Annotated in this window: 23 protein-coding genes; 13 read left to right on the plus strand and 10 right to left on the minus strand. The window is 57.0% G+C overall.

Annotated features, from left to right (window positions below):
- Positions 1 to 17 precede the first annotated feature (17 nt).
- The 5 genes from PFY00_RS15235 to PFY00_RS15255 all read right to left on the minus strand — a co-directional run bounded on the left by PFY00_RS15235 (position 18) and on the right by PFY00_RS15255 (position 5,764).
- Positions 18 to 1,271 (minus strand): sarcosine oxidase subunit beta family protein, encoded by a 1,254-nt coding sequence (locus tag PFY00_RS15235; RefSeq protein WP_271433443.1) that lies wholly within the window; start codon positions 1,269 to 1,271, stop codon positions 18 to 20.
- 140 nt (positions 1,272 to 1,411) lie between these two features.
- Positions 1,412 to 1,915 (minus strand): TadE/TadG family type IV pilus assembly protein, encoded by a 504-nt coding sequence (locus PFY00_RS15240; protein ID WP_271433444.1) that lies wholly within the window; start codon positions 1,913 to 1,915, stop codon positions 1,412 to 1,414.
- A 62-nt stretch (positions 1,916 to 1,977) separates the two neighbouring features.
- Positions 1,978 to 2,514 carry a TadE/TadG family type IV pilus assembly protein gene (locus tag PFY00_RS15245; RefSeq protein ID WP_271433445.1) on the minus strand — a complete coding sequence of 179 codons (537 nt, stop codon included), beginning with the start codon at positions 2,512 to 2,514 and terminating at the stop codon, positions 1,978 to 1,980.
- Positions 2,511 to 4,109 carry a VWA domain-containing protein gene (locus tag PFY00_RS15250; protein WP_271433446.1) on the minus strand — a complete coding sequence of 533 codons (1,599 nt, stop codon included), beginning with the start codon at positions 4,107 to 4,109 and terminating at the stop codon, positions 2,511 to 2,513. Before PFY00_RS15250 ends, PFY00_RS15245 begins: the two co-directional genes overlap by 4 nt.
- A gap of 218 nt (positions 4,110 to 4,327) precedes the next feature.
- Positions 4,328 to 5,764, minus strand: a complete 1,437-nt coding sequence (locus tag PFY00_RS15255) for a Glu/Leu/Phe/Val family dehydrogenase (protein WP_271433447.1) — start codon at positions 5,762 to 5,764, stop codon at positions 4,328 to 4,330.
- 356 nt (positions 5,765 to 6,120) lie between these two features.
- On the opposite strand from PFY00_RS15255, the gene PFY00_RS15260 reads away from it, so the two are divergent.
- From PFY00_RS15260 to PFY00_RS15270, 3 genes are read left to right on the plus strand one after another with little or no spacing between them, the layout of a single operon-like run.
- A complete protein-coding gene (locus tag PFY00_RS15260; protein WP_271433448.1) occupies positions 6,121 to 7,776 on the plus strand; it encodes a TadE/TadG family type IV pilus assembly protein in 1,656 nt (551 codons plus the stop codon).
- Positions 7,773 to 8,303, plus strand: coding sequence for a TadE/TadG family type IV pilus assembly protein (locus PFY00_RS15265; protein ID WP_271433449.1), 531 nt, complete (start codon positions 7,773 to 7,775; stop codon positions 8,301 to 8,303). Before PFY00_RS15260 ends, PFY00_RS15265 begins: the two co-directional genes overlap by 4 nt.
- Positions 8,304 to 8,314: 11 nt before the next feature.
- The gene (locus PFY00_RS15270; RefSeq protein ID WP_271433450.1) at positions 8,315 to 8,872 is read left to right on the plus strand and encodes a TadE/TadG family type IV pilus assembly protein; all 558 of its coding nucleotides are present in this window, start codon (positions 8,315 to 8,317) and stop codon (positions 8,870 to 8,872) included.
- Between the two features lie 56 nt (positions 8,873 to 8,928).
- Here the strand turns inward: PFY00_RS15270 and PFY00_RS15275 are convergent, their stop codons facing one another.
- Both PFY00_RS15275 and PFY00_RS15280 read right to left on the minus strand, forming a co-directional pair.
- A complete protein-coding gene (locus PFY00_RS15275) occupies positions 8,929 to 9,405 on the minus strand; it encodes a hypothetical protein (RefSeq protein ID WP_271433451.1) in 477 nt (158 codons plus the stop codon).
- A 106-nt stretch (positions 9,406 to 9,511) separates the two neighbouring features.
- A complete protein-coding gene (locus PFY00_RS15280; RefSeq protein WP_271433452.1) occupies positions 9,512 to 10,456 on the minus strand; it encodes an NAD(P)-dependent oxidoreductase in 945 nt (314 codons plus the stop codon).
- 94 nt (positions 10,457 to 10,550) lie between these two features.
- On the opposite strand from PFY00_RS15280, the gene PFY00_RS15285 reads away from it, so the two are divergent.
- On the plus strand, positions 10,551 to 11,000 hold the full coding sequence (locus tag PFY00_RS15285) for a methylated-DNA--[protein]-cysteine S-methyltransferase (protein ID WP_271433453.1): 450 nt from the start codon (positions 10,551 to 10,553) through the stop codon (positions 10,998 to 11,000).
- A 9-nt stretch (positions 11,001 to 11,009) separates the two neighbouring features.
- On the opposite strand, the gene PFY00_RS15290 is transcribed toward PFY00_RS15285, so the two are convergent.
- Positions 11,010 to 11,843 (minus strand): prephenate dehydratase, encoded by an 834-nt coding sequence (locus tag PFY00_RS15290; protein ID WP_271433454.1) that lies wholly within the window; start codon positions 11,841 to 11,843, stop codon positions 11,010 to 11,012.
- Between the two features lie 137 nt (positions 11,844 to 11,980).
- Between PFY00_RS15290 and PFY00_RS15295 the strand changes: the two genes are divergently transcribed.
- From PFY00_RS15295 to PFY00_RS15315, 5 genes are all read left to right on the plus strand, one after another.
- Positions 11,981 to 12,502: a c-type cytochrome gene (locus PFY00_RS15295; protein ID WP_271433455.1), complete on the plus strand. Its 522-nt coding sequence runs from the start codon at positions 11,981 to 11,983 to the stop codon at positions 12,500 to 12,502.
- Between the two features lie 331 nt (positions 12,503 to 12,833).
- Entirely contained in the window at positions 12,834 to 14,708 is a 1,875-nt protein-coding gene (locus PFY00_RS15300) for an extracellular solute-binding protein (protein WP_408648471.1), read from the plus strand.
- Between the two features lie 6 nt (positions 14,709 to 14,714).
- Positions 14,715 to 15,788, plus strand: a complete 1,074-nt coding sequence (locus tag PFY00_RS15305) for a microcin C ABC transporter permease YejB (protein ID WP_271433457.1) — start codon at positions 14,715 to 14,717, stop codon at positions 15,786 to 15,788.
- Positions 15,789 to 15,812: 24 nt separating this feature from the next.
- The gene (locus PFY00_RS15310) at positions 15,813 to 16,973 is read left to right on the plus strand and encodes an ABC transporter permease (protein ID WP_271433565.1); all 1,161 of its coding nucleotides are present in this window, start codon (positions 15,813 to 15,815) and stop codon (positions 16,971 to 16,973) included.
- Complete coding sequence (locus PFY00_RS15315; RefSeq protein ID WP_271433458.1) at positions 16,970 to 18,565, plus strand: ABC transporter ATP-binding protein; 1,596 nt, start codon at positions 16,970 to 16,972, stop codon at positions 18,563 to 18,565. Before PFY00_RS15310 ends, PFY00_RS15315 begins: the two co-directional genes overlap by 4 nt.
- 77 nt (positions 18,566 to 18,642) lie before the next feature.
- Here the strand turns inward: PFY00_RS15315 and hemN are convergent, their stop codons facing one another.
- Positions 18,643 to 19,998, minus strand: coding sequence for an oxygen-independent coproporphyrinogen III oxidase (hemN, locus tag PFY00_RS15320; protein ID WP_271433459.1), 1,356 nt, complete (start codon positions 19,996 to 19,998; stop codon positions 18,643 to 18,645).
- A 63-nt stretch (positions 19,999 to 20,061) separates the two neighbouring features.
- Between hemN and fnrL the strand changes: the two genes are divergently transcribed.
- Both fnrL and PFY00_RS15330 read left to right on the plus strand, forming a co-directional pair.
- Positions 20,062 to 20,808, plus strand: a complete 747-nt coding sequence (fnrL, locus tag PFY00_RS15325; protein WP_271433460.1) for a transcriptional regulator FnrL — start codon at positions 20,062 to 20,064, stop codon at positions 20,806 to 20,808.
- A gap of 25 nt (positions 20,809 to 20,833) precedes the next feature.
- Complete coding sequence (locus PFY00_RS15330) at positions 20,834 to 21,766, plus strand: PhzF family phenazine biosynthesis protein (protein WP_271433461.1); 933 nt, start codon at positions 20,834 to 20,836, stop codon at positions 21,764 to 21,766.
- Positions 21,767 to 21,844: 78 nt separating this feature from the next.
- On the opposite strand, the gene PFY00_RS15335 is transcribed toward PFY00_RS15330, so the two are convergent.
- Positions 21,845 to 22,684 carry a universal stress protein gene (locus PFY00_RS15335; RefSeq protein ID WP_271433462.1) on the minus strand — a complete coding sequence of 280 codons (840 nt, stop codon included), beginning with the start codon at positions 22,682 to 22,684 and terminating at the stop codon, positions 21,845 to 21,847.
- A gap of 195 nt (positions 22,685 to 22,879) precedes the next feature.
- Here PFY00_RS15335 and ccoN point away from each other — a divergent pair, with 195 nt between their 5' ends.
- Both ccoN and ccoO read left to right on the plus strand, forming a co-directional pair.
- The gene (gene ccoN / locus PFY00_RS15340; protein ID WP_271433463.1) at positions 22,880 to 24,490 is read left to right on the plus strand and encodes a cytochrome-c oxidase, cbb3-type subunit I; all 1,611 of its coding nucleotides are present in this window, start codon (positions 22,880 to 22,882) and stop codon (positions 24,488 to 24,490) included.
- A 13-nt stretch (positions 24,491 to 24,503) separates the two neighbouring features.
- Positions 24,504 to 25,232 (plus strand): cytochrome-c oxidase, cbb3-type subunit II, encoded by a 729-nt coding sequence (ccoO, locus tag PFY00_RS15345; RefSeq protein WP_271433464.1) that lies wholly within the window; start codon positions 24,504 to 24,506, stop codon positions 25,230 to 25,232.
- The last annotated feature ends 3 nt before the right edge of the window (positions 25,233 to 25,235 follow it).

The following is a 25,235-nucleotide window of genomic DNA, read 5'->3' on the forward strand; positions in this document are numbered from 1 at the left end:
TGTCTGTCTCATCACGGCTAGTGCAGATTGTGCTGCGCGCCCGTGCCCTCCTCGTCCATGATGCTGTATCCAGTGGCAAAGCGATCCAACCGGAACCGCGCCGCAGGTTCATGCGGCCGATCGGTCGCCAACAGATGGGCAAAGCTGAAACCAGAGCCGGGAACTGCTTTGAAGCCGCCGTAGCACCAGCCACAATTGACGTAGAGCCCGTCGATATGTGTTCTGTCGATGATCGGAGAGCCATCCGAGGACATGTCCATAATGCCGCCCCAACTGCGCAGCACGCGCGCTTTTCCGATCGCCGGCATCAATGTCATCGCGGCTTCCATGACATGTTCAGCCATAGGCAGGTTCCCACGCGCTGCGTAGGACGCGTAAAAATCCAGATCGCCCCCGAACACCAACCCGCCCTTGTCCGACTGGCTGATATAGAAATGCCCCATCCCAAAGGTCACGACACCAGGAATAAAGGGCTTTAGTCCTTCGGTTACAAAGGCTTGCAGAACATGACTCTCGATCGGGAGCCGCATACCCGCCAGCGCCGCAACCTGACTGGAGCGCCCAGCAACGACCATCCCGACCTTCTTTGCCCGAATGGCCCCGCGCGTCGTTTGAACACCGCGGACCTGCCCGTTTTCAATGTCGATCCCGGTGACTTCGCAATTTTGGATAATATCGACCCCGCGCATGTCTGCGCCGCGTGCATAGCCCCAGGCCACCGCATCATGCCGGGCCGTTCCTCCGCGCGGATGGTACAAGCCGCCGTAGATTGGGAACCGCACATTGTCGAAGTCCAGAAACGGCGCCAGCTTGCGAACCCCGTCAGGGCCCAGCAACTGGGCATCATCCCCTTGGTTGACCATCGAATTGCCGCGGCGGGCGGCATAGTCGCGCTGGCTGTCGGAGTGAAACAGGTTCAGCACACCGCGCTGGCTCATCATCGTGTTGAAATTGAGCTCTTGCTCCATCCCTTCCCAGAGCTTGAGGGAATGCGAATAGAATTCTGAGTTGCCCGGTAGATTGTAGTTCGCCCGCACAATTGTGGTGTTCCGCCCAACATTGCCGCCACCGATATAGCCCTTTTCCAGAACCGCAACGTTGGTCAGGCCATGTTCCTTGGCAAGGTAGAAAGCAGTAGCCAGCCCATGGCCCCCACCGCCGATCACGATCACATCGTATTCAGCCTTGGGTTCCGGATCGCGCCAGTGCGGCTTCCAGCCTTTGTTGCCGGTCAACCCTTCCCTAAGGATGCGCAATCCCGAAAATCCCATGTGTCCACTCCACAGAAAAACAGGGCCAGCGTGCCAGCCCTGTTTGGAAGTATCAATGCTTTGCCGGTTGGCTCAGAGTCGTTTTCGACAAATCCCGTCGGGTTCACGACAATGCGCGGTAATCCAGCACACTTGGGATGTTAGTTGTCGCTCCAGACAAGCTTGGGGGCGAAACGTGGACGCGAGAAAGCAAAGTTGTAGAAAAGCTCAGCAGTCTGCAATCCGGGCACTTCGAACGGCGGCTCGTATTGCGTCTGTGTCTCGACCACGATCACACGCTCGTTGTGAAGCAGGTTTGGCAGTTGGTCGCTGAGGTTGTTGTTCAACTCACCGTTCTTGAGGGGCTCAAACCCGCCGCGGGTCTTGGACCAGTCGATGCGGTACTTTTGCTTTTTCTTGTTCCAACGCACCATGGTTACGCGCAACGAATAAGGGCCTTCGGAACGTGTCAGGTATTCCATCGTCGAAACCATGCCATCGATATAGGCATTGTTGATTGGATCCGTTTCACGGCTCAGAGCATCCGAAATCGTATACGCGGCCTTGGTGTTCAGTGCCTTGTAGCGAAAAGCATCATGAAACGAGAAGGTCGCAGCAAGCACGGCAATCATCAAGGGAACAAAGATCACTGCTTCCAGGGACATGTTGCCTTCTTGATCGCGAAGGAAACTACGGATTTTGGACTTCATCATAGCAATCATGATCTTTACCTCGGTTCCTGCACAAAGGCAGATGTGACGATCAACTGAGCGTACCCGTCTGCATCTTTGTTGAGTTCTTGCCCAAGACCAGTGGTCGGGAACATCGGACGGAATTTCATGCAAGCGCGCAGCAGCATCAGCTGGTTGTCCTGCCCGTGCTCAAAGTTCCGAACCGGCCGTGGATCTTCCGCTGCGTTTTGGCAATCGGCAAACGCGTTCAGTCCTGAAAAGGCGCGTGGGTCGACTTGGATCATTTCCAACTGCAAGTTTGACTCGCACTCGTCAATGATCGCTGCTTCTGTGCAAATCTTGGATTTCACGTCCGCGTAGCTTGGGATGTCTCCTGTCGCCAGTCGAATATCGCGAACAGCATAGTCAACAGAGCGTTCAAGCATCGCGTGACGCAAATTCATGTATGACATCTCGACCGCAGCTGCGATAACGAAGAACATGACGGTGAAGTAGAGAACAAATTCAACCGAAGCAGAGCCTGTCTCTTCTGCGCGGAAGCGGCGCAGATAGTGATTGATACGGAACATCATTGTACGAGCCTCAGGCTGTTGATCTGTCGAGCGATGGCGTGGAAGGTCTCAGTGATTTCAACACCTTCTACGTCAAAGTAGTGAGACGGGGACGATGCGCAGTCCTGGAGCGCTTCTTGGCCACCTGTTGGCGCTTCGAAAGCGATCGCGAAGATAACAATGCCCTCGTCTCGTGCCGCGGCACAAATGTCCGACAGTCTTTCATCAGCGCTGGAGCCATTCACGATGCTCTCATAGCCGTAGTACATGTCACGATAGACCGAGTAGCTCACCCAACCGTCGCGATATGGCTGGTAGAGAAACTTGTTGGCTGCACCTTTTGTACCGAACCGTGCGAAAACTTCTGCGTTGGTCATTTGACGCGCGCTGCTGCCACCGTCGGGATCATCGTCGTAGCGGTAGGACCAGCTTGAGTTTTCGTAGCGCGTCCAGAAATAGACATCGTTCGAAGTGCCAGACAAGTCACGTACACGAACTGAGAAGCGATCGTCGCTAGCATTGGTGTTCCCACGCTCGTCGATCCAGACATCGGACCACCCGTATTTGTATTCGGGTTCAAGGTCATACTGCGAGGTGTTCTCACCGTCGGTCATGACGACTACGAATTTAATGGCCTCTGGATCAGAGTATGCGGCAGGGCGGCTGGAAGCGCCAGACGCGGCGATCCCGTCGGCAGCCAAGTTACCCACGACATCTGCCAAACTGTCATCCAGCAGCGCTGTGGCCCATTTCATACCCATGTCGATTGCGGTGTTGCCACCAGCTTGCAGTGAATCAACATGCGCCTTTAGTGCAGTGGCGTTGTCACTATGCACAACCATGGCAGAAGTATCGCCCGTAGGGCACCAAGGATTGGCAATCTGAGTTGTACTCTCTGACGAGCTGTACAGGTCGAAGTGCGCCAAACGCTCAAGCGCTGAGGATGTATCCATACCGACGCTGTTGAAGTCAGAGTCGTCGAAGATCGCGCAGTGCGAATAGTCGTGGACTTCATCCCATGTAAAGTAAGGGGCAAGTGTAGACCCAATGTTCACAACCGCGTTGTAAGGGACCAAAGAGACGGTTGTCAGACCGGGGCTGTCCGCCGGCTGGATAACCGTGTCCACAAACTCTTTAGCAGCCGCGCGCATGTTTACGATGCGATCGCCACCCATCGAACCAGAAACGTCGAGCACCACCGAAATCTCAACGTTCGAGATTTTTTCTTCGGCAGTACTGATGCCCGGCGCGGTCAATTGATTGAAGCCCGACATATGAAGGAAGATAGTGTCCAGCTCAACTTGGCCTTCCGCTGTAACGGTACGGTAGTTGATGCCTTCATCGACAACAGCGTCCGACGTCAAACCATCTGCCAGACCGGCTTTCGCCATGTAATCTGCAACAACATCTTGCGGATCTTGTTGTTGATCCAGATCCGCCGCCGCCAGAACCGCGCGGTCCAGTGTACTTTGCATTTTGGTACGAACGGCTTCAAAGCGCATAATGTCAACCGACGCACCTGTGATCATCAAGATCAGCACCAGCATAAACACTGAGAAAACGGTTACGTTGCCGTCTTCATCTTTCGCGAAGCCTAATAGGTCTTCCCATTTCATTGTCTTACTCTCCATCCCACCAGAGCCCATTTTTCGCCAAGGACTCTTTCGGTATGGAGGCATCTTTAAGGGGAGATTGCGGCAAGCCTTTGGCCATGAATGTGTCTTTTCAAGTCACGATCCAAGGCAATTCAAGCAAGATTGCGGCGAAAGTGCCACGGCGCCGCAATCTTGCCAATTTCGATACCAAGTTCGACGCCAATCAGCGTCAAATTGGTTTACAAACCCTTGGCACGGTAACTTGAGGCCACTTTATCAATGGCAACAAGGTAAGCGGCCGTCCTGAGATCAGTAACATCTTCGCGTTCGTGCCAGACCTTTCGCATGCTCTGGTAGGCGATCCGCATAGTGTCATCGAGACCCGAGCGAACCAGCTCCAGCTCATCGGCACCGCGCAGATATTTCTCTTTGAACTCCGGTGTCATGGACCACGCATCCCCAAGATAGCGGTCGAGCCGCTCCAGTTCGTCAATCACCAGTTGGTGGCGCGCCTCCTCCTGTCTTCGCTGCATCCGGCCAAAGCGGATATGCGACAGGTTTTTGACCCATTCGAAGTAGGAAACCGTCACACCCCCGGCATTCGCGTACATGTCAGGAATGATCACTGTGCCCTTTTCGCGCAACACATCATCCGCGCCGGCCGTAATTGGGCCGTTGGCCGCTTCGATGATCAGCGGCGCCTTGATCCGCGCGGCGTTTCCAAGATTGATGACCCCTTCAAGGGCCGCAGGAATAAGAATGTCGCACTCTTCTTCCAGAACTGCCGCGCCCTCGGCTGTGTGACCCGCATCCGGGAACCCCGTGACGCCGCCATGCTTGACGATCCAGTCACGCACCGCATCCACATCGATGCCCTTCTCATTGAACAGGGCGCCATCGCGTTCAATGATACCGATGATTTGGCAACCATCCTCATCACGCAGGAACTTGGCCGCGTGGTAGCCCACGTTCCCCAACCCCTGAACAATGACGCGCTTGCCATCAAGCGAACCCGTCATCCCGGCTGCCTGCATGTCACGCTCATCACGGAAGAACTCGCGCAGCGCATACTGCACGCCGCGGCCGGTGGCCTCCACACGGCCGGCGATCCCGCCGGCATTCAACGGTTTGCCGGTCACGCAGGCACGTGCATTGATGTCCGTGGTGTTCATGCGCGCATATTGATCCGCGATCCAGGCCATCTCACGCTCGCCCGTGCCCATGTCGGGTGCCGGAACGTTCTGACTGGGATGAATGAGATCACGTTTCGCCAATTCATAGGCAAACCGCCGGGTGATCTGCTCCAGCTCATGTTCATCGAATTCCCTTGGGTCCAGACAGAGCCCCCCCTTCGAGCCACCAAACGGTGCTTCGACCAAAGCGCATTTGTACGTCATCAAGGCGGCAAGTGCCTCAACTTCGTCCTGGTTCACCGAAGGCGCGAAACGAATGCCGCCCTTAACCGGTTCCATATGCTCGGAATGAACCGAACGATATCCCGTGAACGTGCGGATGCCGCCACGAAGCCGGACGCCAAAGCGCACAGTATAGGTGGCGTTGCAAACCCGTATTTTTTCCTCGAGGCCAGGCGGGAGATCCATCAACGCGACGGCGCGGTTGAACATCAAATCAACACTTTCTCGGAATGTCGGCTCATTGGCTGGTGCTGCGGCCATAATTGGTTCCTCCCATTGGCTACTGCGGTCCGGGACGACCCGCATCTTACCAATTGAGTCGGATCGTCTAAATTCGACGTTAACGCGACCCATTCAGCGACCCAACCGAATTATGGTCGAAATGCCGCCCAGATTCGCCAAAAGATTCGGGCGCAGCTCCAGTTTGTTACCTGTGGGGAAACAACCCAGTATTTGCAGGGCTTTTTGTCACCCATTTTGAATAGAATTTGCCGAAATTCTCACTCAAATCGCCCCAATTTGGCCATCATGCATCGGCATAAATTGGGCATCGATAATCTGCCTAGTTGGCTTGTACCCGGTCTGCTCCGGGAGAGAGTTGCGAAATGAAAGAGCGAATGAAGACGCCCCAGAGCGTCACGAAAGCGGTGAGCGAAACACGCCGTTCGGCGACCGGTGGCTGGCTTGGCCGCTTCTGGTCCGACCAATCCGGCACAATGTCCTACGTTGCTGTCGCTGGCGCGATGGTGATGATGGTATTCGGCGGCATCGGTGTGGATATGATCCACGCTGAGCTTAAGCGTACCAAAATCCAGAATACTCTGGATCGTGCGGTTTTGGCGGCTGCTGCCGTTGAAAACGAAATGGACGCGGAAACGACTGTCCAGGAATATTTCAATGCGATGAACTTGGCCGACGCGCTGGGTTCTGTCGATGCGGATGTAAGCGCGCGGAACAAACGCGTTTCAGCCGATGCGGCTGTTACGATGCCGTCGCAGTTTATGCAGTTGATTGGTGTGGATACACTTCAGGCCACCGGTGACGCGGTCGCGGAACAGGGCATCACCGAGGTCGAAATCTCGCTGATCCTCGACACCTCTGGTTCCATGGGTGGCACCAAGATTGAACAGCTCAAAACTGCATCCAAAAACTTTGTAGATACAGTTCTCGCGGGAGACGGGGTTACCTCTCCTGTTTCGGTTTCGCTCGTCCCTTACCACGCGACCGTAAGCTTGGGTGACGATCTGCCGAACTACTTCAATCTGCAGAACCTCCACGACTTTTCACACTGCGCTGTATTTGACGACAGCGAGTTCTCTACAACTGCGATCACCCCGACGCAGGAACTGGAACAGCTTGGCCAGTTCGACCCGATTTCGTCCAGCCAAACAGCGGGTGAAGCGGAGTACTCTTGGTGCAATCGTGGAAACGATGGCGCGATCATGGCGGTCAGTTCTGATGCCGACGCTCTAAAGGCGCGCATCGACACATTCGAGGCCTGGGGCAACACGGCGATTGACGTTGGTGTAAAATGGGGTGCTGCCCTTCTTGATCCAGCAGCCCGACCAGCAATCTCGGCCATGGCCTATGATGGTCTTGTGTCTCAGGACAACGCAGCGCGTCCCGCCAATTTCAATGATCAGGCGACGCTGAAGTATCTGGTTGTGATGACCGATGGTCAGAACACCTGGCAATACGACCTGAAACCGGAAAAGAAAGAGGCGGCCGGTTCCGGAATTTGGTTGGCGGACATGGGTACCGGCTCTGTTTGGGATGACAAATACTCGGTTCAGTTGACCGATCCAAACACCGGTGCGCCGGTCTACTATTGGACCCGCTACTGGTACAATGCTTCTCAGCGCTACCAGCCCACTGTAGACATGATTGACCACCCTTCAAACCCAGCGCGTGAACTCACGTGGAACGAAATCTATGATCGTTTCGGAACCAACGGGCTTGTCAACCTGCTCTACTGGCAGCCACGAAATGACGGCTACATCAGCAGCGCCGATTACGCTGATATTCAGTATCCCTATGAGGTCATCGTGACCCCACCACAAGCTGACAGCCGCCTTTCACAGGTCTGTACTGACGCGAAAAACAAAGGGATCGTCGTTTACGCAGTTGGTGTGCAAGCCCCCGAAGCCGGCAAAGTTGCTCTGCAGGACTGCGCGTCTTCGCCCTCGCATTACTATGACATCGACGGCAGCGAACTGGATGACACATTCGGTGCGATTGCCCGGTCCTTCCAAACCCTGAGGTTGATCCAATGAGTGTTCGCGTATTGAACCCCCTCCGCCGCTTTGCCGAAAATGAAAACGGTTCTGTGGTTGTTCCCTTCGCAATGTGGATGCCTGTCTTTATCGGCTTGGTGCTTGCTACGATCGAAGTTGGCACAGTGACAATTCGCTCCACAGCACTCGAGCGCGCCCTGGACGAAACAGTTCGCGAAGTGCGCTTGGGCAATGCAGGCGATCAAACTGCGATCAAACAGTCAATCTGCAACCGCGCGGCGGTACTGCCAGACTGCCTTGACCGCCTTCAGCTGGAAATGGTCCGGCTGGATATGCGCAACTGGAGCAACATTCCAAACCGTGCAGACTGCGTCGATACGAGCGAAGTCTTCACGCCAAACCGTGCCTTCCAGAACGCCGGTGGCAGCGAAGTAATGTTCCTGCGGGCTTGCTTCAAATACCGCCCCATCACGCCAGCCGGCAATCTCAGCGCAAATCTGCCCGAGGATGACGAAGGCTTTACTGCGATCACTGCCTCTTCGGCCTTTGTGACCGAACCAAGCTAAGGACAAGAAACATGCTACGCGAACTATTCAAAAAGCGCCTGCGTGCCTTTGCCGAGGACACAAACGGCTACATCACTGTCGAAGCGGTTATCGTTCTGCCCGCGCTGCTCTGGCTCTTTGGAGTGGGTTGGGTCTACTTCGACGCATTCCGACAGCAAAGCGTGAACCAGAAAGCCAACTACACGATCGGCGATATGATCTCGCGCGAAACCGATCCAATCTCTGGTCCCTATATCAGCAGCGCTGCCAAGCTGTTGCGGGAACTGAACAAGTCGTCGGGTACAGAAAGCGATCTGCGCGTCACAGTGGTCGAGTATAACGGCAACTCGGACGAGTGGGAGGTGGTCTGGTCCAAGCGGCGCGGCAACCAAAGCGTCCTGAACAATGGCACGTTGTCAGAATATTCAGACAGACTGCCAGCAGGCTTCGGCGGCGATCAGTTGATCCTTGTTGAGACTTGGGACGAACACAATCCAGTTCTTCAGGTTGGTCTCAATTCCTTCGAGATCCACACCTACAGCTTTACCCGTCCGCGCTACACACCGCAGGTAGTCTTTTCCAACGGCTGACACGCGAACACACTCACGGAATAAGAAAAGGCCCGGCAGTTCTGCCGGGCCTTTTTCTATTGCGACAGCTCAGACAACTTCAGCGTCAGAATATCTGCCACCGGTCTGGTCTGTCTGCCCGATGTAACACCGCCAATGGCAATTCTGCGGCCAAAGCGCCACCACAGCCCCGGGCGCCAGACGCGCTTTGCCGGCTCTTTCAGAATGATGTTGAAGCCATTGGACGGCTTCATCGCGAACATGCCGCGATCGACCTTTTGGATATCCTCGATCCGCGCCAGCACGAGGCCGGAGCTTTCGCGCAATTCGGTTTCCGTCAGAATGAGGCTGTAGGCCGTTGCGCGCCACATGATCTGGCCCAAGACCAATGCGCCAATCCCCAATGCCAACAGGAAAATTTGCCAATGCAGCCCCGAAGGTGGTGACGTGAGCGCCAGATAAACAACGAGAACACCCAGAATGTAGAGCGCGCCAACGCCAAAGTACCGACGCCCCGCTGATGCCGATATCACCGCCAATTCACGTTCTTCCATGGACCTGCCCCCATCCGCTGTGTTGCTGCCCTATAGGGCAAAGCCACGGCTGGGGAAAGTAGAGCGCGCCCGGCAGCTTGGCAAAAGGCGCGCCCGACGGGCTGTGTTATCGCCGCACAACCACTTCTGCGCCGCGGGCTGGCGGTTCATCATCCACCAGTTCCTGTGGAAAGCCATCTGCCAGAATGCTCAGCCCTGTAGCTTCTTCGAGACGTTCGATCATGCGATCGGATTGGGCTCTGTTTCCGTACCGGGCCTGTCCGTCTTGCATCATCGAAATGATCTGCGGGGAAAGCTCCAGTGGAACACCAAACTGATCCGCAAGGCTCTGGAACAGACCAATGTCCTTGAGCACCAGATCCATCGAGAAATCGACATCCCGCGAACCGGACAGGATCAGCTGGCTCTCGGTTTCATGAACGAAGCTGGTGCCAGATGAGATACGGATGGCCTCATAGGTTGTCGACATATCCATGCCTGCGGCCTTCATCGTCGTCAGCGCTTCGCATAGTGTCAGCAGGTTTGCTGTCGCCAGATAATTGGTCATGACCTTGAGCGTCGAAGCGGTTCCGATGTCCCCGGTGTGCAGAACCTTGCGTCCCAAAATCGTCAGAAGCGGCAAAACGGCTTCAAAATCGCCCCGGTCGCCGCCCGCAAACACCGAGATATTTCCCGTCGCTGCGCGGTGGCATCCGCCGGAAACCGGCGCTTCGACCATGGTTGCCCCGGTTTCCGCGACGCGGCGCGCCTGATCCTTGATCCCCTCGGGGTCTGTCGTGGACATCTCGATCCAGATTTTGCCGGCTTTCATGTGTGGCAGCATCTGCGCCAGCACGGCTTCGGACGCGGCTGGCGACGGCAAGGACGTTATGACGACATCACACTGCCGCGTGATGCTTTCAACGCTCGCACCATCCTGCGCCCCGCGCGAAACGAATTCCGCAACCTTCGCGTCATCCAGATCATGCACCGTCAATTCGACCCCATTGTTCATGAGGTTGCCCGCCAGCTTGCCGCCAACAGCGCCCAATCCGATAAATCCTGTTTTCATCCTGCCCTCCTGTTTGCAGAGCCCAACCTGTGAGTTTTCCAGCCTGCCGTCCGGTCTGTTTGCGACATGGTACAATCTGTCTTAGCGTCAGCTCATGGAGCGCATGATCCCAACCCCAACCGGGCCCATTACAGTGACCGAAGAAAACGGCGCCATTTCAGCGCTGCGTTGGGGCGAAGGACGGTCTGACGAAACACCCGTCCTGATCGACGCCTGTACCCAGATCGAAGAATACTTCAACGATCAACGCACCGTTTTCGATCTACCGCTGTCGCTGAACGTCAGCGACAGCCAGCGCGCCATCTGCGCGGCGATGCAATCGATTCCTTTTGGGGAAACCCGAACCTACGGCGATCTTTCCGGCTTGCTGGGCATACCTGCGCAGGCCGTGGGGCAAGGGTGCGGGCGCAATCCGATACCGCTAATCATCCCATGCCACCGCGTTCTTGGCGCAAACGGGCTGGGCGGATTTTCCGGCGGAACCGGCATCGAAACTAAGGTTGCATTGCTCAAACACGAAGGCGCGGCGAGCCTGTTGATCTAGCGGTGCCGATCAATCCCGGCGCGGATCACGCGGGTAGACACCCAGAATTTCAAGCATATCTGTGAAGTAGTCCAGCTCTTCCATGGCGCGGCGCACTGCTGCATCATCTGGGTGACCCTCGATGTCAGCGTAGAACTGGGTGGCGGTGAAAGAGCCGCCAACCATGTAGCTTTCCAGCTTGGTCATGTTCACACCATTGGTCGCAAAGCCACCCATCGCTTTGTAGAGCGCGGCAGGAATGTTGCGCACCTGAAAGACAAAGGTTGTCATCATGCCATGGTCGGACCGGACAGAGTGATCTGCCTGTTCGCCCATGATCAAGAAACGCGTTGTGTTGTGTGCGTGGTCTTCGATGTGACGCGCAAGGATGTTCAGACCATTCAGCTCGGCGGCAAGGTCAGAGGCCAGCACGCCACGTGTCAGATCGCCGTCTTGCGCCAAATCGGCGGCAGCGCCTGCGCTGTCAGCCGCTGCAACACCGCGAATGCCGTATTTTTCCAAAAAGCTGCGCGCCTGAGGAATCAGCACCGGATGCGCGTGCACGGTCTCAAGCGACTCGATTTCAACGCCGGGCATCGCCATCAGGCTGATGTGGACCCGCACAAAGGCTTCATCCACGATCCGCAGACCGGATTCGGGCAGCAATCGATGAATATCGGCAACGCGGCCATAGGTCGTGTTTTCAACCGGCAGCATGGCCAGATCGGCCCGTCCCTCGCGAACAGCGGCGATTACAGCTTCAAAACTGCGGCACGGCAGCGGTTCCATACCCGGTCTGGCTTCGCGACACGCCTGATCGGAATAGGCGCCCGGCTCACCCTGAAAGGCAATGCGATTGGTCATTCTTGGGGCTCCTTTCGTGGCCGCAGGGAAAAAACTGCCCAGCGTGGTCGTTTGGTCGCGGCTTCTATACCTTGCCTTGAAGCAAGGGAAGCAATAGATACGCGCCCGACACGGGTTTCAGACGAACAGGTCCCTTCATGCTAGACACGATGACATTTACCAAAATCCTCGGCGGCTTCTGCGGCGCGCTGCTCATCTTCTTGCTGGGCAAATGGGGAGCCGAGACAATCTATCATGGCGGCAAAGGCCATGGTCACGGCGATGATCACGCAATGGCTTATGCCATCGAAGTTGACGAGGGCGGTCCGACCGAAGAAGTGGTCGAAGTTGCCTTTGCAGACGTCTATGCCGCTGCCGACGCAGCCAAAGGCGAAAAAGTGTGGGGCAAGTGCCGCGCATGCCACAAACTGGAAGCAGGCGCCAACGGCACCGGTCCATATCTGCACGGCGTTGTTGATCGCGCAGTCGGTGCGGCTGACGGCTTCAACTACTCGGGCAAGCTGACTGCGGCAGCCGACGTTTGGTCGCCAGACAACCTGAATGGTTTCCTCGAAAACCCCAAGGGCTACGCACCAGGCACGACCATGTCGTTCAAGGGCCTGCCCAAGGTCGAAGATCGCGCCAACCTGATCGCCTATCTTGCGACATTCGGCGGCTGATCTCAGCGCCAACCCCAATTTGGAAAAGGCCGCCCTTGGGGGCGGCCTTTTTTCATGTCCGGGCTCAGTCACGCCCACGATGGTCGGCCCGGCCCAAGCGCTGTGACCTGCACAGACAGCGAAATTCGCGGGCCTGACGGTCAGATGCCTGTATTTGTTTAGCGAAACACCTCAAAACACCACACGAACGCGTAATCTCAACTTGAATGTGGTCAAGCTCCGCCCCTAACTTACCTTTAATGGCCAAAGAACCAGTTGCGAATACAGGGAAGAGCACATGATCCACCATGCCCACCGTCCCAAACCCGTTGCCAAGGCAAAAACCGTCGGCATGCGCAAACCTGATCTGCGCCCATGGATACAGGCAGGCTTTGTCGCCATCGGCCTGACCCTCGCCGCCGGATATGCCTTCGCCGAAAGCCATCATGGGAACGTGATAAAATCGCATGGCGTTTCGACATTCGGGCCGCTGAAGTACGACGCCGATTTCACACATTTCGACTATGTGAATCCGCAAGCACCGAAGGGCGGTCAATACAGTTCTTGGGCCTTTGGTACCTTTGACAGCCTCACGCCATATATCCTCAAGGGCAATGCGGCGGCCGGATCGTCCGTCTTTTATGACAGCCTTCTGACCAGCAACCTTGAAGAACCCGATGCCAGCTATGGCCTTCTCGCACATACAATCGAATATCCCGAGGGCCGCGAGTGGGTGACATTCCATATGCGCCCCGAGGCAAAGTTCCGGGATGGATCGCCGGTATTGGCCTCTGACGTTGTTTTTTCCTTCAACGTGCTGGTGGAAAAGGGCCTGCCAAGTTTCAAGACTGCTTACAAGGACATCACCGGTGTCGAAGCGCTCGACGACCACACGGTAAAGTTCACCTTTAATCCAGACGGCCCGCTGCGCGAGCTGTTGATGACTGCTGGTGGCATCCCGGTCTTTTCCGAAGCCTATTATGCAGAGCGCGATTTTTCGGAAAGCAGCCTCGACGCGCCAATGGGATCGGGGCCTTATGATTTGGCGGATGTCGATCCGGGCAAATCCGTCACCTACAAACGCCGCGACGATTATTGGGCAAAAGACCTGCCGACAAACGTGGGATCGAATAATTTCGACACCATCAAGTTTGAATATTTCGCGGATTACACAACCGCGTTTGAGGCCTTCAAGGCCGGTGCCTATCTTTACCGAGAGGAGTTCAGCTCGAAGGTTTGGGGCACCGGATACGATTTTCCAGCCATCGATGCAGGCCACGTTGTCGTGGAAACGCTGCCTGATGGCAGACCCGCGGGTACGCAGGGGTTCTGGTTCAACCTGCGCCGCGATAAATTCTCCGATCCACGCGTTCGCGAAGCGATCGGGATGGCCTTCAACTTTGAATGGTCCAACGACTCGCTCTTTTACGGAATCTACGAACGGACAGACAGCTTTTGGGAAAACTCCCCCACCCTGCAGGCCGAAGGCATGCCTTCGGAAGCGGAACTGGCAATCCTTGAACCGCTGCGCGAATTTTTCCCTGAAACCGTGTTCACTGAACCTGCGTTTTCGCCAGCTGTTTCCAAGGCCGAAGACCTTGCCGACCGGCGCCAGTTGCGCCGCGCGGGCAAACTGCTGGAAGAAGCAGGCTGGATCGTGGGCGATGACGGGCTGCGCTACAAAGACGGCGTGAAGCTGGAAATCGAAGTCCTGAACGACAGCCCCAGCTTTGACCGCATCATCAATCCCTACATCGAAAACCTGAAACGTCTGGGCATTGATGCAACGGCCAACCGGGTCGATCCGGCCGAGGCCCAGGAACGCGAAAAGAACTTTGACTATGACATGGTCACACAGCGGTTCTCCATGTCGCAGACGCCCGGCGACGAGTTGCGCCAGATCTTTGGCTCTGACAGCGCCGATGTGGCTGGGTCCGTCAACGTCGCAGGGCTTCGCAACGAAGGCGTAGACAAACTGATCCGCATCATCGCCGACGCAGAAAGCCGCGAAGATCTGGACACCGCCGTCAAGGCGCTGGACCGGGTGCTGCGCTCGATGCACATCTGGGTGCCTCAGTGGTACAAGGGCGAACACAACGTTGCCTATCGTGATGTCTTTGGACGCCCCTACACCGACAATCCGCCACCGCTGAGCCTTGGAACATCTTCAATCTGGTGGTGGGACGAAGACAAGGCGCAGGCTTTGCGTGACGCGGGAGCACTGTAAGCCACTATGGGCGCCTATATCCTTCGCCGCCTGCTGCTCATAATTCCCACATTGCTGGGGATCATGATCATCAACTTTACGCTTGTGCAGTTTGTACCCGGCGGACCGATTGAACAAATCCTGGCCCAGATCGAAGGCGAAGGTGACGTCTTTGCCGGCATTGCCGGCGGAGGTGGCGAAGTTGAGGCCGCCAGCGAAGACAACGCCGGTCGACGCGGCCTGCCCCCAGAATTCATTGCCGAACTCGAAAAAGAGTTTGGCTTTGACAAACCGCCGCTTGAGCGGTTCCTCAACATGCTGTGGAACTATATGCGCCTCGATTTCGGCGAAAGCTATTTCCGCTCGATCTCGGTGATCGATCTGGTTCTGGAGAAGATGCCGGTGTCGATCAGTCTGGGTCTTTGGTCGACGCTGATTGCCTATCTGGTTTCGATCCCACTGGGCATTCGCAAAGCCGTAAAGGACGGCAGCAGCTTTGATACATGGACCTCGGGCGCAATCATCGTGGCATACGCGATCCCCGGATTTCTCTTTGCGATCCTGTTGCTGGTTCTGTTTGCCGGTGGCAGCTACTGGCAGATATTCCCGCTGCGTGGCCTGACATCGGACAATTGGGAAGAGCTTAGCCTGATCGGCAAAATCGGTGACTACTTCTGGCACATCGCTTTGCCCGTCATCGCCAGCACGATCAGCGCCTTTGCTACGCTGACGCTGCTGACCAAGAACAGCTTTCTCGACGAGATCAAAAAACAATACGTCATCACTGCACGCGCCAAGGGCCTCGCCGAAAGCCGCGTGCTCTATGGTCATGTCTTCCGAAATGCCATGCTGATTGTGATCGCGGGCTTTCCATCGGTCTTCATCGGCATCTTTTTCTCAGGCTCGATCATCATCGAAACGATTTTCTCACTCGACGGGCTGGGGCGCCTTGGCTTCGAAGCGGCCGTCGCCCGGGACTATCCGGTGATCTTTGGCACGCTGTTCATCTTTGGCCTCATGGGTCTGATCGTCGGGATCATCTCTGACCTGATGTACGTGCTGGTTGATCCGCGTATCGACTTTGAAAAGCGGGAGGGCTGAGGCGTGGCGCAAACCGATCCGCAGATGGCACCCGAGCCGCAAGACACCCCGGTCATTCCCGAACCGAAACGTGGAATGTTCACTCTGTCACCGCTAAATGCGCGGCGCTGGAACAACTTCAAGAAAAACCGCCGGGCCTTCTGGTCGCTTTGGATTTTTCTCGGGCTTTTCGTTCTGTCACTGTTTGCCGAATTCATCGCGAACGACAAACCCATCCTGGTGCAGTACCGCGGCGAATACTACACCCCCATCTTCAAGTTCTACCCCGAGACTGACTTTGGCGGGGATTTCAGAACCGAAGCCCCCTACCGCGACATCGAGGTGAAATGCCTGATCCGCACCGGCGGTCTGGAAGAGTGTTTTGACGAGCCCGAAGAACTGATCGAACAGGTTGATCAAGGCATGGTGCTGGAGGGCGATTTCCAAAAAGGCTGGATGCTCTGGCCACTGGTCCCCTACAGCTACAAAACTCCGGTAGACCGCCCCGGTGCGGCCCCCCTGCCCCCCAACAATCAAAACTGGCTGGGGACCGATGACACCAAACGCGATGTTGTGGCGCGGGTGATCTACGGTTTCAGGCTATCAATCCTGTTCACCCTGATTGTCACTATAGCCTCAAGCATCATCGGCATTATCGCCGGCGCTGTTCAGGGGTATTTCGGCGGATGGGTCGACCTGATCTTTCAAAGGATCATCGAGATTTGGGTGTCCACGCCTTCGCTCTATGTGATCATCATCCTCTTTGCGATCCTAGGGCGAAGTTTCTGGCTGCTCGTGGCGCTGACCGTTCTGTTTGGCTGGGTTGCGCTGGTGGGCGTTGTGCGGGCGGAATTCCTGCGTGCACGCAATCTGGAATACGTGCGCGCCGCCAAGGCGCTGGGGGTCAGCAACTGGACGATCATGTTCCGCCATATGCTGCCCAATGCCATGGTGGCGACGCTGACCATGCTGCCGTTTATCGTTACGGGTACGATCAGCACGCTGGCCGGGCTGGACTTCCTCGGCTTTGGTTTGCCGTCTTCCGCCCCGTCGCTGGGTGAGCTGACGCTTCAGGCCAAACAAAACCTTCAGGCCCCCTGGCTTGGCTTCACCGCTTTCTTTGTCTTTGCGATCATGCTGTCGCTGCTGGTGTTCATCTTCGAAGGCGTCCGCGACGCCTTTGACCCAAGAAAGACGTTCTCGTGACCAGCCCATCCATTCTCTCAGTCCGAGATCTCAAGGTGTCATTCTCTCAGGACGGCATCAGCACGATGGCAGTCAAGGGCGTGTCTTTCGACATTCAGCGCGGTGAAACCGTCGCGCTGGTGGGCGAGTCCGGCTCGGGTAAATCTGTGACTGCGCTATCCACAGTTTCGCTTCTGGGCGATGCCGCGACGGTCGAAGGGTCGGTGACATACGAAGGTCAGCAGATGATCGGCGCCGATGACGCCTTGTTGCGCAAAGTTCGTGGCAACGACATCAGCTTTATTTTCCAAGAGCCGATGACCTCGCTCAACCCTCTGCACACCTTGGAAAAGCAGCTCGCCGAAAGCATTCTATTGCACCAGGGGCTGACTGGTGACGCGGCCCGCACCAAGATCATCGAATTGCTGAACAAGGTCGGCATCCGCGATCCCGAGCAACGCCTCACCTCATATCCGCACCAGCTTTCTGGCGGTCAGAGACAGCGTGTGATGATCGCCATGGCGCTTGCCAATGGCCCCGAACTGCTAATCGCAGACGAGCCGACCACGGCGCTGGACGTGACAATTCAGGCGCAAATTCTGGAACTGCTGGCCGAATTGAAACGGTCCGAAGAAATGAGCCTGCTGTTCATCACCCACGACCTAGGCATCGTGCGCAAGATCGCCGACCGGGTCTGCGTCATGAAATCAGGAGAGATTGTCGAAACCGGCCCCACCGCCGAGATTTTCGAGAACCCGCAACATCCCTACACGCAAATGCTGCTCTCTGCGGAAAGCACGGGATTGCCCGATCCCGTCGCACCGAACGCCGAGCAGATTGCCAGCACCGAGAACCTGAAGATCTGGTTTCCGATCCAGCGTGGCCTGCTCAAACGGACGGTCGGGTATGTCAAAGCGGTGAATGATGCATCCATCGCCGTGCGCGCGGGCGAGACCGTGGGCATCGTTGGCGAAAGCGGGTCCGGCAAAACAACACTGGCGCTGGCCATCATGCGTCTGATCAGCTCCGAAGGCGGCATTACCTATCGCGGGCAGGACGTGCGGGCGTGGTCCACGCGCGAACTGCGACGCCTGCGCAGCGAAATGCAGATTGTCTTTCAAGACCCCTATGGCTCGCTCAGTCCTCGGATGACCTGCGAACAGATCATCGCCGAAGGACTGTCTGTGCACGGCTCACCCGACGGTCGCTCGCCCCGCGATGCCGTGATCGAGGTGATGCAGGAGGTTGGTCTGGATCCGGCGACGATGCACCGATACCCCCATGAATTTTCGGGTGGCCAAAGACAGCGTATCGCGATTGCCCGCGCAATGGTGCTGCGCCCAAGACTGGTCGTATTGGATGAGCCAACCTCGGCCCTCGACATGACCGTGCAGGTTCAAATCGTGAACCTGCTGCGCGAGCTTCAGCGCAAATACGATCTGGCCTACCTGTTCATCAGCCACGATCTCAAGGTCGTCCGCGCTATGTCCCACAAGGTGATCGTCATGAAGCAAGGCGATGTCGTGGAATACGGCGAAGCGCAACAAATCTTTGACGCGCCGCAAACCGATTATACCCGAACGCTTCTGTCGGCGGCTTTCGATCTGGTCTGACACGCTACGCCGCGGGACGGCGGGTGGGGCGATGCCCAAAGGGCGAGCATCATCCGCCGACGCCGTCGGCCCGTTCCTCAAATCGCGCTCGAATGGCCCGCCTTGCTCAGATCATAAGCATCGAAACTGCGGGCAATCATACGCGTCAAAGCCCGCGCTTGTGTCGGTATGAACAACCCGTCTTCCGTGATTGTCAGCATGCCTTCGAACTGCGCGTTGACCGTTTCGAACAATTTGAACAGGGCTTTGCGGGAAATCGCAAAACCCTCGGTGATCTCCTGCGCATCAATGCGGAAGTCACACATGATTGCCTCGATCATGCGCGCACGCATCTGATCTTCGCCCTTGAATCGGTGTCCGCGACTGGTCGAGAACCGACCATCCCGAATGGCCCCCGCATACGCCGAGGTGGCCGGAGCATTCTGTGCATAGCCTTGCGGAAACTTCGAAATGGACGAGGCCCCGAGCCCAATCAACGCCGTTGCCGTATCATCGGTGTAGCCTTGGAAATTGCGGCGCAATCCCCCTGTTTTTCGCGCGATCGCCAATCCATCATCAGGACGGGCAAAATGGTCGATGCCGATTTCCTCATAGCCATCCCACAAAAACAGCCGCCGGGCGGTATCGAACAACGCCAGCCGTTCTTCCGGTGTCGGCAAAACATCCGACGGGATCAGCTGCTGTCGTTTCGCCATCCAAGGCACATGGGCATAGCCATAAAGCGCCACCCGATCGGGCCCAAAGCTCAGCAATTTCTGAACCGTATCGGTGATGCGGGCCCGGGTCTGAAACGGCAGTCCAAACAGGATGTCGGCGTTCAGACTTTGGACGCCGCGGTCACGGATCATCTCAACAGCCTGCCGCGTGACATCAAACCCTTGAGGGCGTCCGATGGTCTCCTGAATTTCGGGATCAAAGTCCTGAACGCCAATGGACGCGCGATTCATGCCACCCGCCGCCAGCACATCCAGACGCTCGGCATCTATTTCATTCGGATCGATCTCGACCGAAAACTCCGCGCCATCCTTAAAGGGGGCCGTGTCGTGAACCGCATCGATCAGCCCGCGCATCATGTCGGGCGTCAACAGCGTCGGTGTTCCGCCGCCCCAATGCAGCCGCGACAGCCGCGTGCCTTGCGGCAGGCGCGCCTTCAACATGGCCAGTTCGGTTTTGAGCACCGCGACATAGGCTTCAACCGGCGCAGCGGTGGCCGTCCCCTGCGTCCGGCATGCACAGAACCAGCACAGCCTGCGACAAAAGGGAATATGCAGATAGAGCGACACTTCTCCATTGTGTGGAAGCGCCTCAATCCAGTCCGTGAATTCACTCGGTCCAACGCTCCCGTCAAATTGCGGGGCCGTGGGATAAGAGGTGTAGCGCGGCACTTTGGCATCGAAAAGACCGAGGCGCGCGAGTTGTGTTCTTTCACTCATGCCAATACACTTAGTCTGCGAGGAGAAAGCCAACCTTGACCCAGATCAACAAGGAATATCCGAATGCCAGCCGATAGAGGGCTTGCCGTTTCTCAGGAATGTGCAGATTGCCCGATCAGACACCGCGCCGTCTGTGCCAGATGCGAAAATGATGAGCTCCAGCAACTGGAGGACATCAAGTATTACCGCAAATTCGAAGCAGGCCAGAACGTGATCTGGTCCGGCGATCGCATGGATTTCGTCGGCTCTGTTGTCTCCGGAATTGCCACGCTGACGCAAACGATGGAAGATGGGCGCACCCAGATGGTGGGTCTTCTGCTGCCTTCAGACTTTGTGGGGCGGCCGGGCCGGGACACTGCGCCTTATGATGTTGTGGCGACCACTGATCTGGTGATGTGCTGTTTTCGCAAGAAGCCGTTTGAATCCCTGATGGTGAGCACACCAAACATTGCCCAGCGATTGTTGCAGATGACGCTGGACGAATTGGATGCGGCACGCGAATGGATGCTGGTTCTGGGTCGCAAGACCGCGCGCGAGAAAATTGCATCGCTTCTGTCGATTTTTGCCCGCCGCGATGCCTCGATCAACATGAGCATGGCAACAGGGCGGATCGTCTTTGATCTGCCACTCACCCGCGAGGCGATGGCCGATTATCTGGGCCTGACGCTGGAAACGGTCAGCCGCCAGATTTCCGCGCTCAAACGCGATGGCGTCATTGAACTTGAGGGCAAGCGCCACGTGACCGTGCCTGACATGGACCTGCTTCTCGAAGAAGCCGGAGACGACAGCGACGGCGGAATGCTTGTCTGAACCGATCCGGGATGGACGCAATTGCATGACCGAGCCTTTGGAATTTGTCACACTTGATGTGTTCACGGATCAGCCGTTTCTGGGCAATCCACTGGCCGTGGTGCTGGGTGCAGACACTCTGAGCACCGCGCAAATGCAAACCATCGCGCGCGAATTCAACTTGTCTGAAACGATTTTCGTCATGGCCCCGCAAGATGCCGGCCATACCGCACGGGTCAGGATTTTCTTCCCAACCGCTGAAATCCCTTTTGCTGGCCACCCCACCATCGGATGCGCGATCCACCTTGCCAGCGCGGCAAATCCCGAGGGCGATTTCGAGGCGCTGATCACGCTCGAGGAAGAGGCCGGGCTCGTCCCCGTGAACGTGGTGCGGACGGGTCGCGCCATACGCGCAGAATTCAAAGCGCCCGTGCTGCCGCATGCACCTGACCTTGGCCAGACACCCGACAACGATCGCATCGCAGCGGCGCTGGGTCTTTCAGCCGAAGCGATTGGCATGCCCGGGCACCGACCCGCTGTCTGGCAAGGTGGCCCAGCGTTCCTTTTTGTGCCACTGCGCGACAGCGACGCCCTCGAACAGGCAAAGCCCCATGAACCAGCCTGGTCGGAAATCATGGGCACAGCCGCCGTGGACAGCGCATACCTTTACACAGATTGCCAGCACACAAGCGTTGCGGACTACGAGGCACGCATGTTCTCGCCCACCGCAGGTATTCCAGAGGATCCGGCCACAGGTTCGGCCTCTGCGCTGTTGGCCGCGCAGCTGCTGGACAGCGGGGTTCTTAAGGATGGGACGCAGAAACTGCGGCTGCGCCAGGGTCTGCAAATGGGCCGGGCCTCACACATCACATTGACCGCCAGTTGCGCACAAGGCGCTTTGACCGACATTCGTATAGCGGGCAGCGCCGTCGCAATTGCGCGGGGCCAGATCACTGTTCCTCAGCAAAGCCGCGACTGACCGCCGGTATAGGATTGCGGGACGGCGGGCGGGGCGATGCGGGCTTGCCCGCGAGCGGCGACCACCGTCCCGTAATGTCTAATGGGACATCAAGACCGGGATTTCGGCCCTTTCGAGCATGTTCCGGGTTGCCCCACCCAAGATCGCTTCGCGAAACCGCGAATGGCCATAGGCGCCCATGACAACCAGATCCGCGTTTACATCCCCAGCATGACGCATCAGCACATCTGACACCCGCGGCAGGGTCTTGGACAACACGTCGATCTCGGCCCGCACGCCGTGCCGCGCCAGATATTGCGCCAGCAACCCCCCGGGATCAGACCGGTTGGGGCCATGTGTGGGCGGGTCAATAACGGCCAGATGAACCATCTCAGCTTCGACCAGCAACGGCATGGCTGCGCGTACGGCACTGAGGGCCTCGGCGCTTTCGTTCCATCCGATTACAATCCGTTTTGGTTTGGCGGTCGCTGGACGGTTGTCTGCCAGGATCATCACCGGTGCACGCCCTTCGAACAAGGCGCCCTCGACAATCGGCTCCAGTTCCAAACCGCGCTCCGCCCCATAAGGTTTCGGCAGAACGACCAGATCGGAAAACCGCGCATGCAATGCCACATGGCGACCAATATCAGCCAGTTGTGCAACGCCACTTTCAGCGGACCACCGACACTCTGACTTTCCCAGCAGTGCTCGAACCTGCGCTTCCAGCGCCTGCCCTTCTGCCTGCGCGCGATTCAACGTTTCCTGAAGCACCATCGCGTTCGCACCCGCATAGTAATAGCCGGTTTGGGTACGATCCACGCCCAGACACATAACATCCAGATGGGCATCGTATCCCCGGGCCAGATCTGCCGCCTGCTGAACAGCAGACTCGGCCAACGCTTGATCGGTAACAACACTCAACACGGTTTTATAGCTCATGTCAGAGGCTCCCTTTGTCTCTCTGGTCTCAGGCTAAGCGCGGCGTCCGGCACCTTCCTTGATGCCCGTCAAGCCAAGTCCCCAAATCCATTGATGCAGATCAAGGTCAGCTTTGTTCGGGCCGGGCAATAAGGGGCCAGTCTAAAACCGCCCGCGCGCCAAAAGATTCGTGTGGGAACGACGAAGGGACGAAAAATGTTGAATTATATCAAGCTCATCGTGCTCGGCTTGATTGTGATCTTTTCGATGCTTGCAATCAATTTCGCGCGCGATCTGGCTTACATGATCCATGCGATCATCGTGCTGGCCGTATCGGCTGGCATGTTCCTGTGGGTCCTGCGCCAAACAGACGAACCGGTCAGACCGGTCCCGCAAAACGAATATATGGACGACGTCGTGCGCTACGGTGTCATCGCCACAGCCTTCTGGGGCGTTGTCGGCTTTCTGGTTGGCACTTTCATTGCCTTTCAGCTGGCTTTCCCGGCTCTGAATTTTGACTGGGCCCAAGGCTATATGAACTTTGGACGCCTGCGTCCGCTGCACACCTCTGCGGTCATCTTTGCCTTTGGCGGCAACGCGTTGATTGCCACGTCCTTCTATGTGGTGCAGCGCACCTCTGCAGCACGGCTATGGGGCGGCAACGCCGCGTGGTTTGTGTTCTGGGGCTATCAGTTGGTGATCGTTCTGGCGGCCACTGGCTATCTGCTCGGGTCAACACACGCCAAGGAATACGCTGAACCCGAATGGTACGTTGACCTCTGGCTGACCATCGTCTGGCTGGTCTATCTGGCGGTTTTCGTCGGCACCATCGTCAAGCGCAAGGAACCCCACATTTACGTGGCAAACTGGTTCTTTCTCAGCTTCATCATCACCGTGGCGATGCTGCATGTGTTCAACAACCTTGCCATTCCGGTTTCTATCTGGGGCTCCAAGTCTGTTCAGGTCTTCAGCGGAGTTCAGGACGCCATGGTCCAGTGGTGGTATGGCCACAACGCGGTGGGCTTTTTCCTGACCGCCGGGTTCCTCGGGATGATGTACTACTTCATTCCAAAACAGGCCGAACGTCCGGTTTTCAGCTACAAACTGTCGATCATTCACTTCTGGGCGCTGATCTTCATCTACATCTGGGCCGGCCCGCACCATCTGCACTACACCGCCTTGCCTGACTGGGCTTCGACCCTTGGCATGGTGTTCTCGGTGGTGCTCTGGATGCCAAGCTGGGGCGGCATGATCAACGGTCTGATGACGCTTTCGGGCGCTTGGGACAAACTGCGCACCGATCCCGTGATCCGAATGATGGTGATCTCGGTCGGCTTCTACGGCATGTCCACCTTCGAAGGTCCGATGATGTCGATCCGCGCGGTCAACTCGCTGAGCCACTATACTGACTGGACCATCGGTCACGTTCATTCCGGCGCGCTTGGCTGGAACGGCATGATCACATTTGGCGCGCTCTACTATCTGGTGCCCAAACTGTGGAACCGTGAACGGCTGTACTCGCTCAGCCTTGTCAGCTGGCACTTCTGGCTCGCCACCATCGGTATCGTCTTCTACGCCGCCTCCATGTGGGTGACTGGTATCATGGAAGGCCTGATGTGGCGTGAAGTGGATGCCAACGGCTTCCTGGTGAACAGTTTTGCCGACACCGTCGCTGCCAAGTTCCCGATGTATGTGGTGCGCGGTCTGGGTGGGGTCATGTTCCTCGCTGGTGCCATCATCATGTGCTACAATCTGTGGATGACTGCGCGTCGTGCCCCTGCCGTTCAGGCAGACACTGCCGCAGCCCATGCCACACCGGCCGAATAAGGAGGACCGGACAATGGCAATTCTCGACAAGCACAAGCTTCTGGAAAAAAACGTAACGCTGCTGGCCGTATTTGCGTTCCTCGCAGTAACCGTCGGCGGGATCGTCCAGATCGTCCCTCTGTTCTATCTCGACAACACCATTGAGGATGTAGAGGGCATGCGCCCCTACACCCCACTGGAGATGGCAGGGCGGGAAATCTATCTGCGTGAAGGCTGCTACGTCTGCCACAGCCAGATGATCCGCCCCATGCGTGACGAAGTGGAACGCTATGGGCACTACTCGCTGGCTGCGGAATCCAAATACGATCACCCGTTCCAGTGGGGCTCCAAGCGGACAGGGCCAGATCTGGCCCGTGTTGGCGGCCGCTATTCCGACGAATGGCATGTGGATCACCTACGTGACCCACAAGCCGTTGTCCCGGAATCGGTGATGCCCAAGTACGGCTATCTCGAAGCAAAGCTGATCGATGGCAAATACATCGGGGATCTCATGGCGACCAACGCGCTGGTCGGTGTGCCCTACACGTCCGATATGATCGAGCAGGCCAAGGCAGACTTTGCCGCGCAGGCCGATCCGGATGCCGACTATGACGGGTTGCTCGAACGGTATGGCGACAAGGTGAACATCCGCAACTTCGATGGCGCACCGGGTGTGTCCGAAGCCGACGCGCTGATCGCCTATCTGCAAATGCTGGGCACCTTGGTGGATTTCTCCACCTTCACGCCTGACGCAAGCCGCTAAAGG

Origin of the sequence: Thalassococcus lentus (assembly GCF_028023555.1) — a bacterium.
Lineage (GTDB): Bacteria > Pseudomonadota > Alphaproteobacteria > Rhodobacterales > Rhodobacteraceae > Thalassococcus_A > Thalassococcus_A lentus.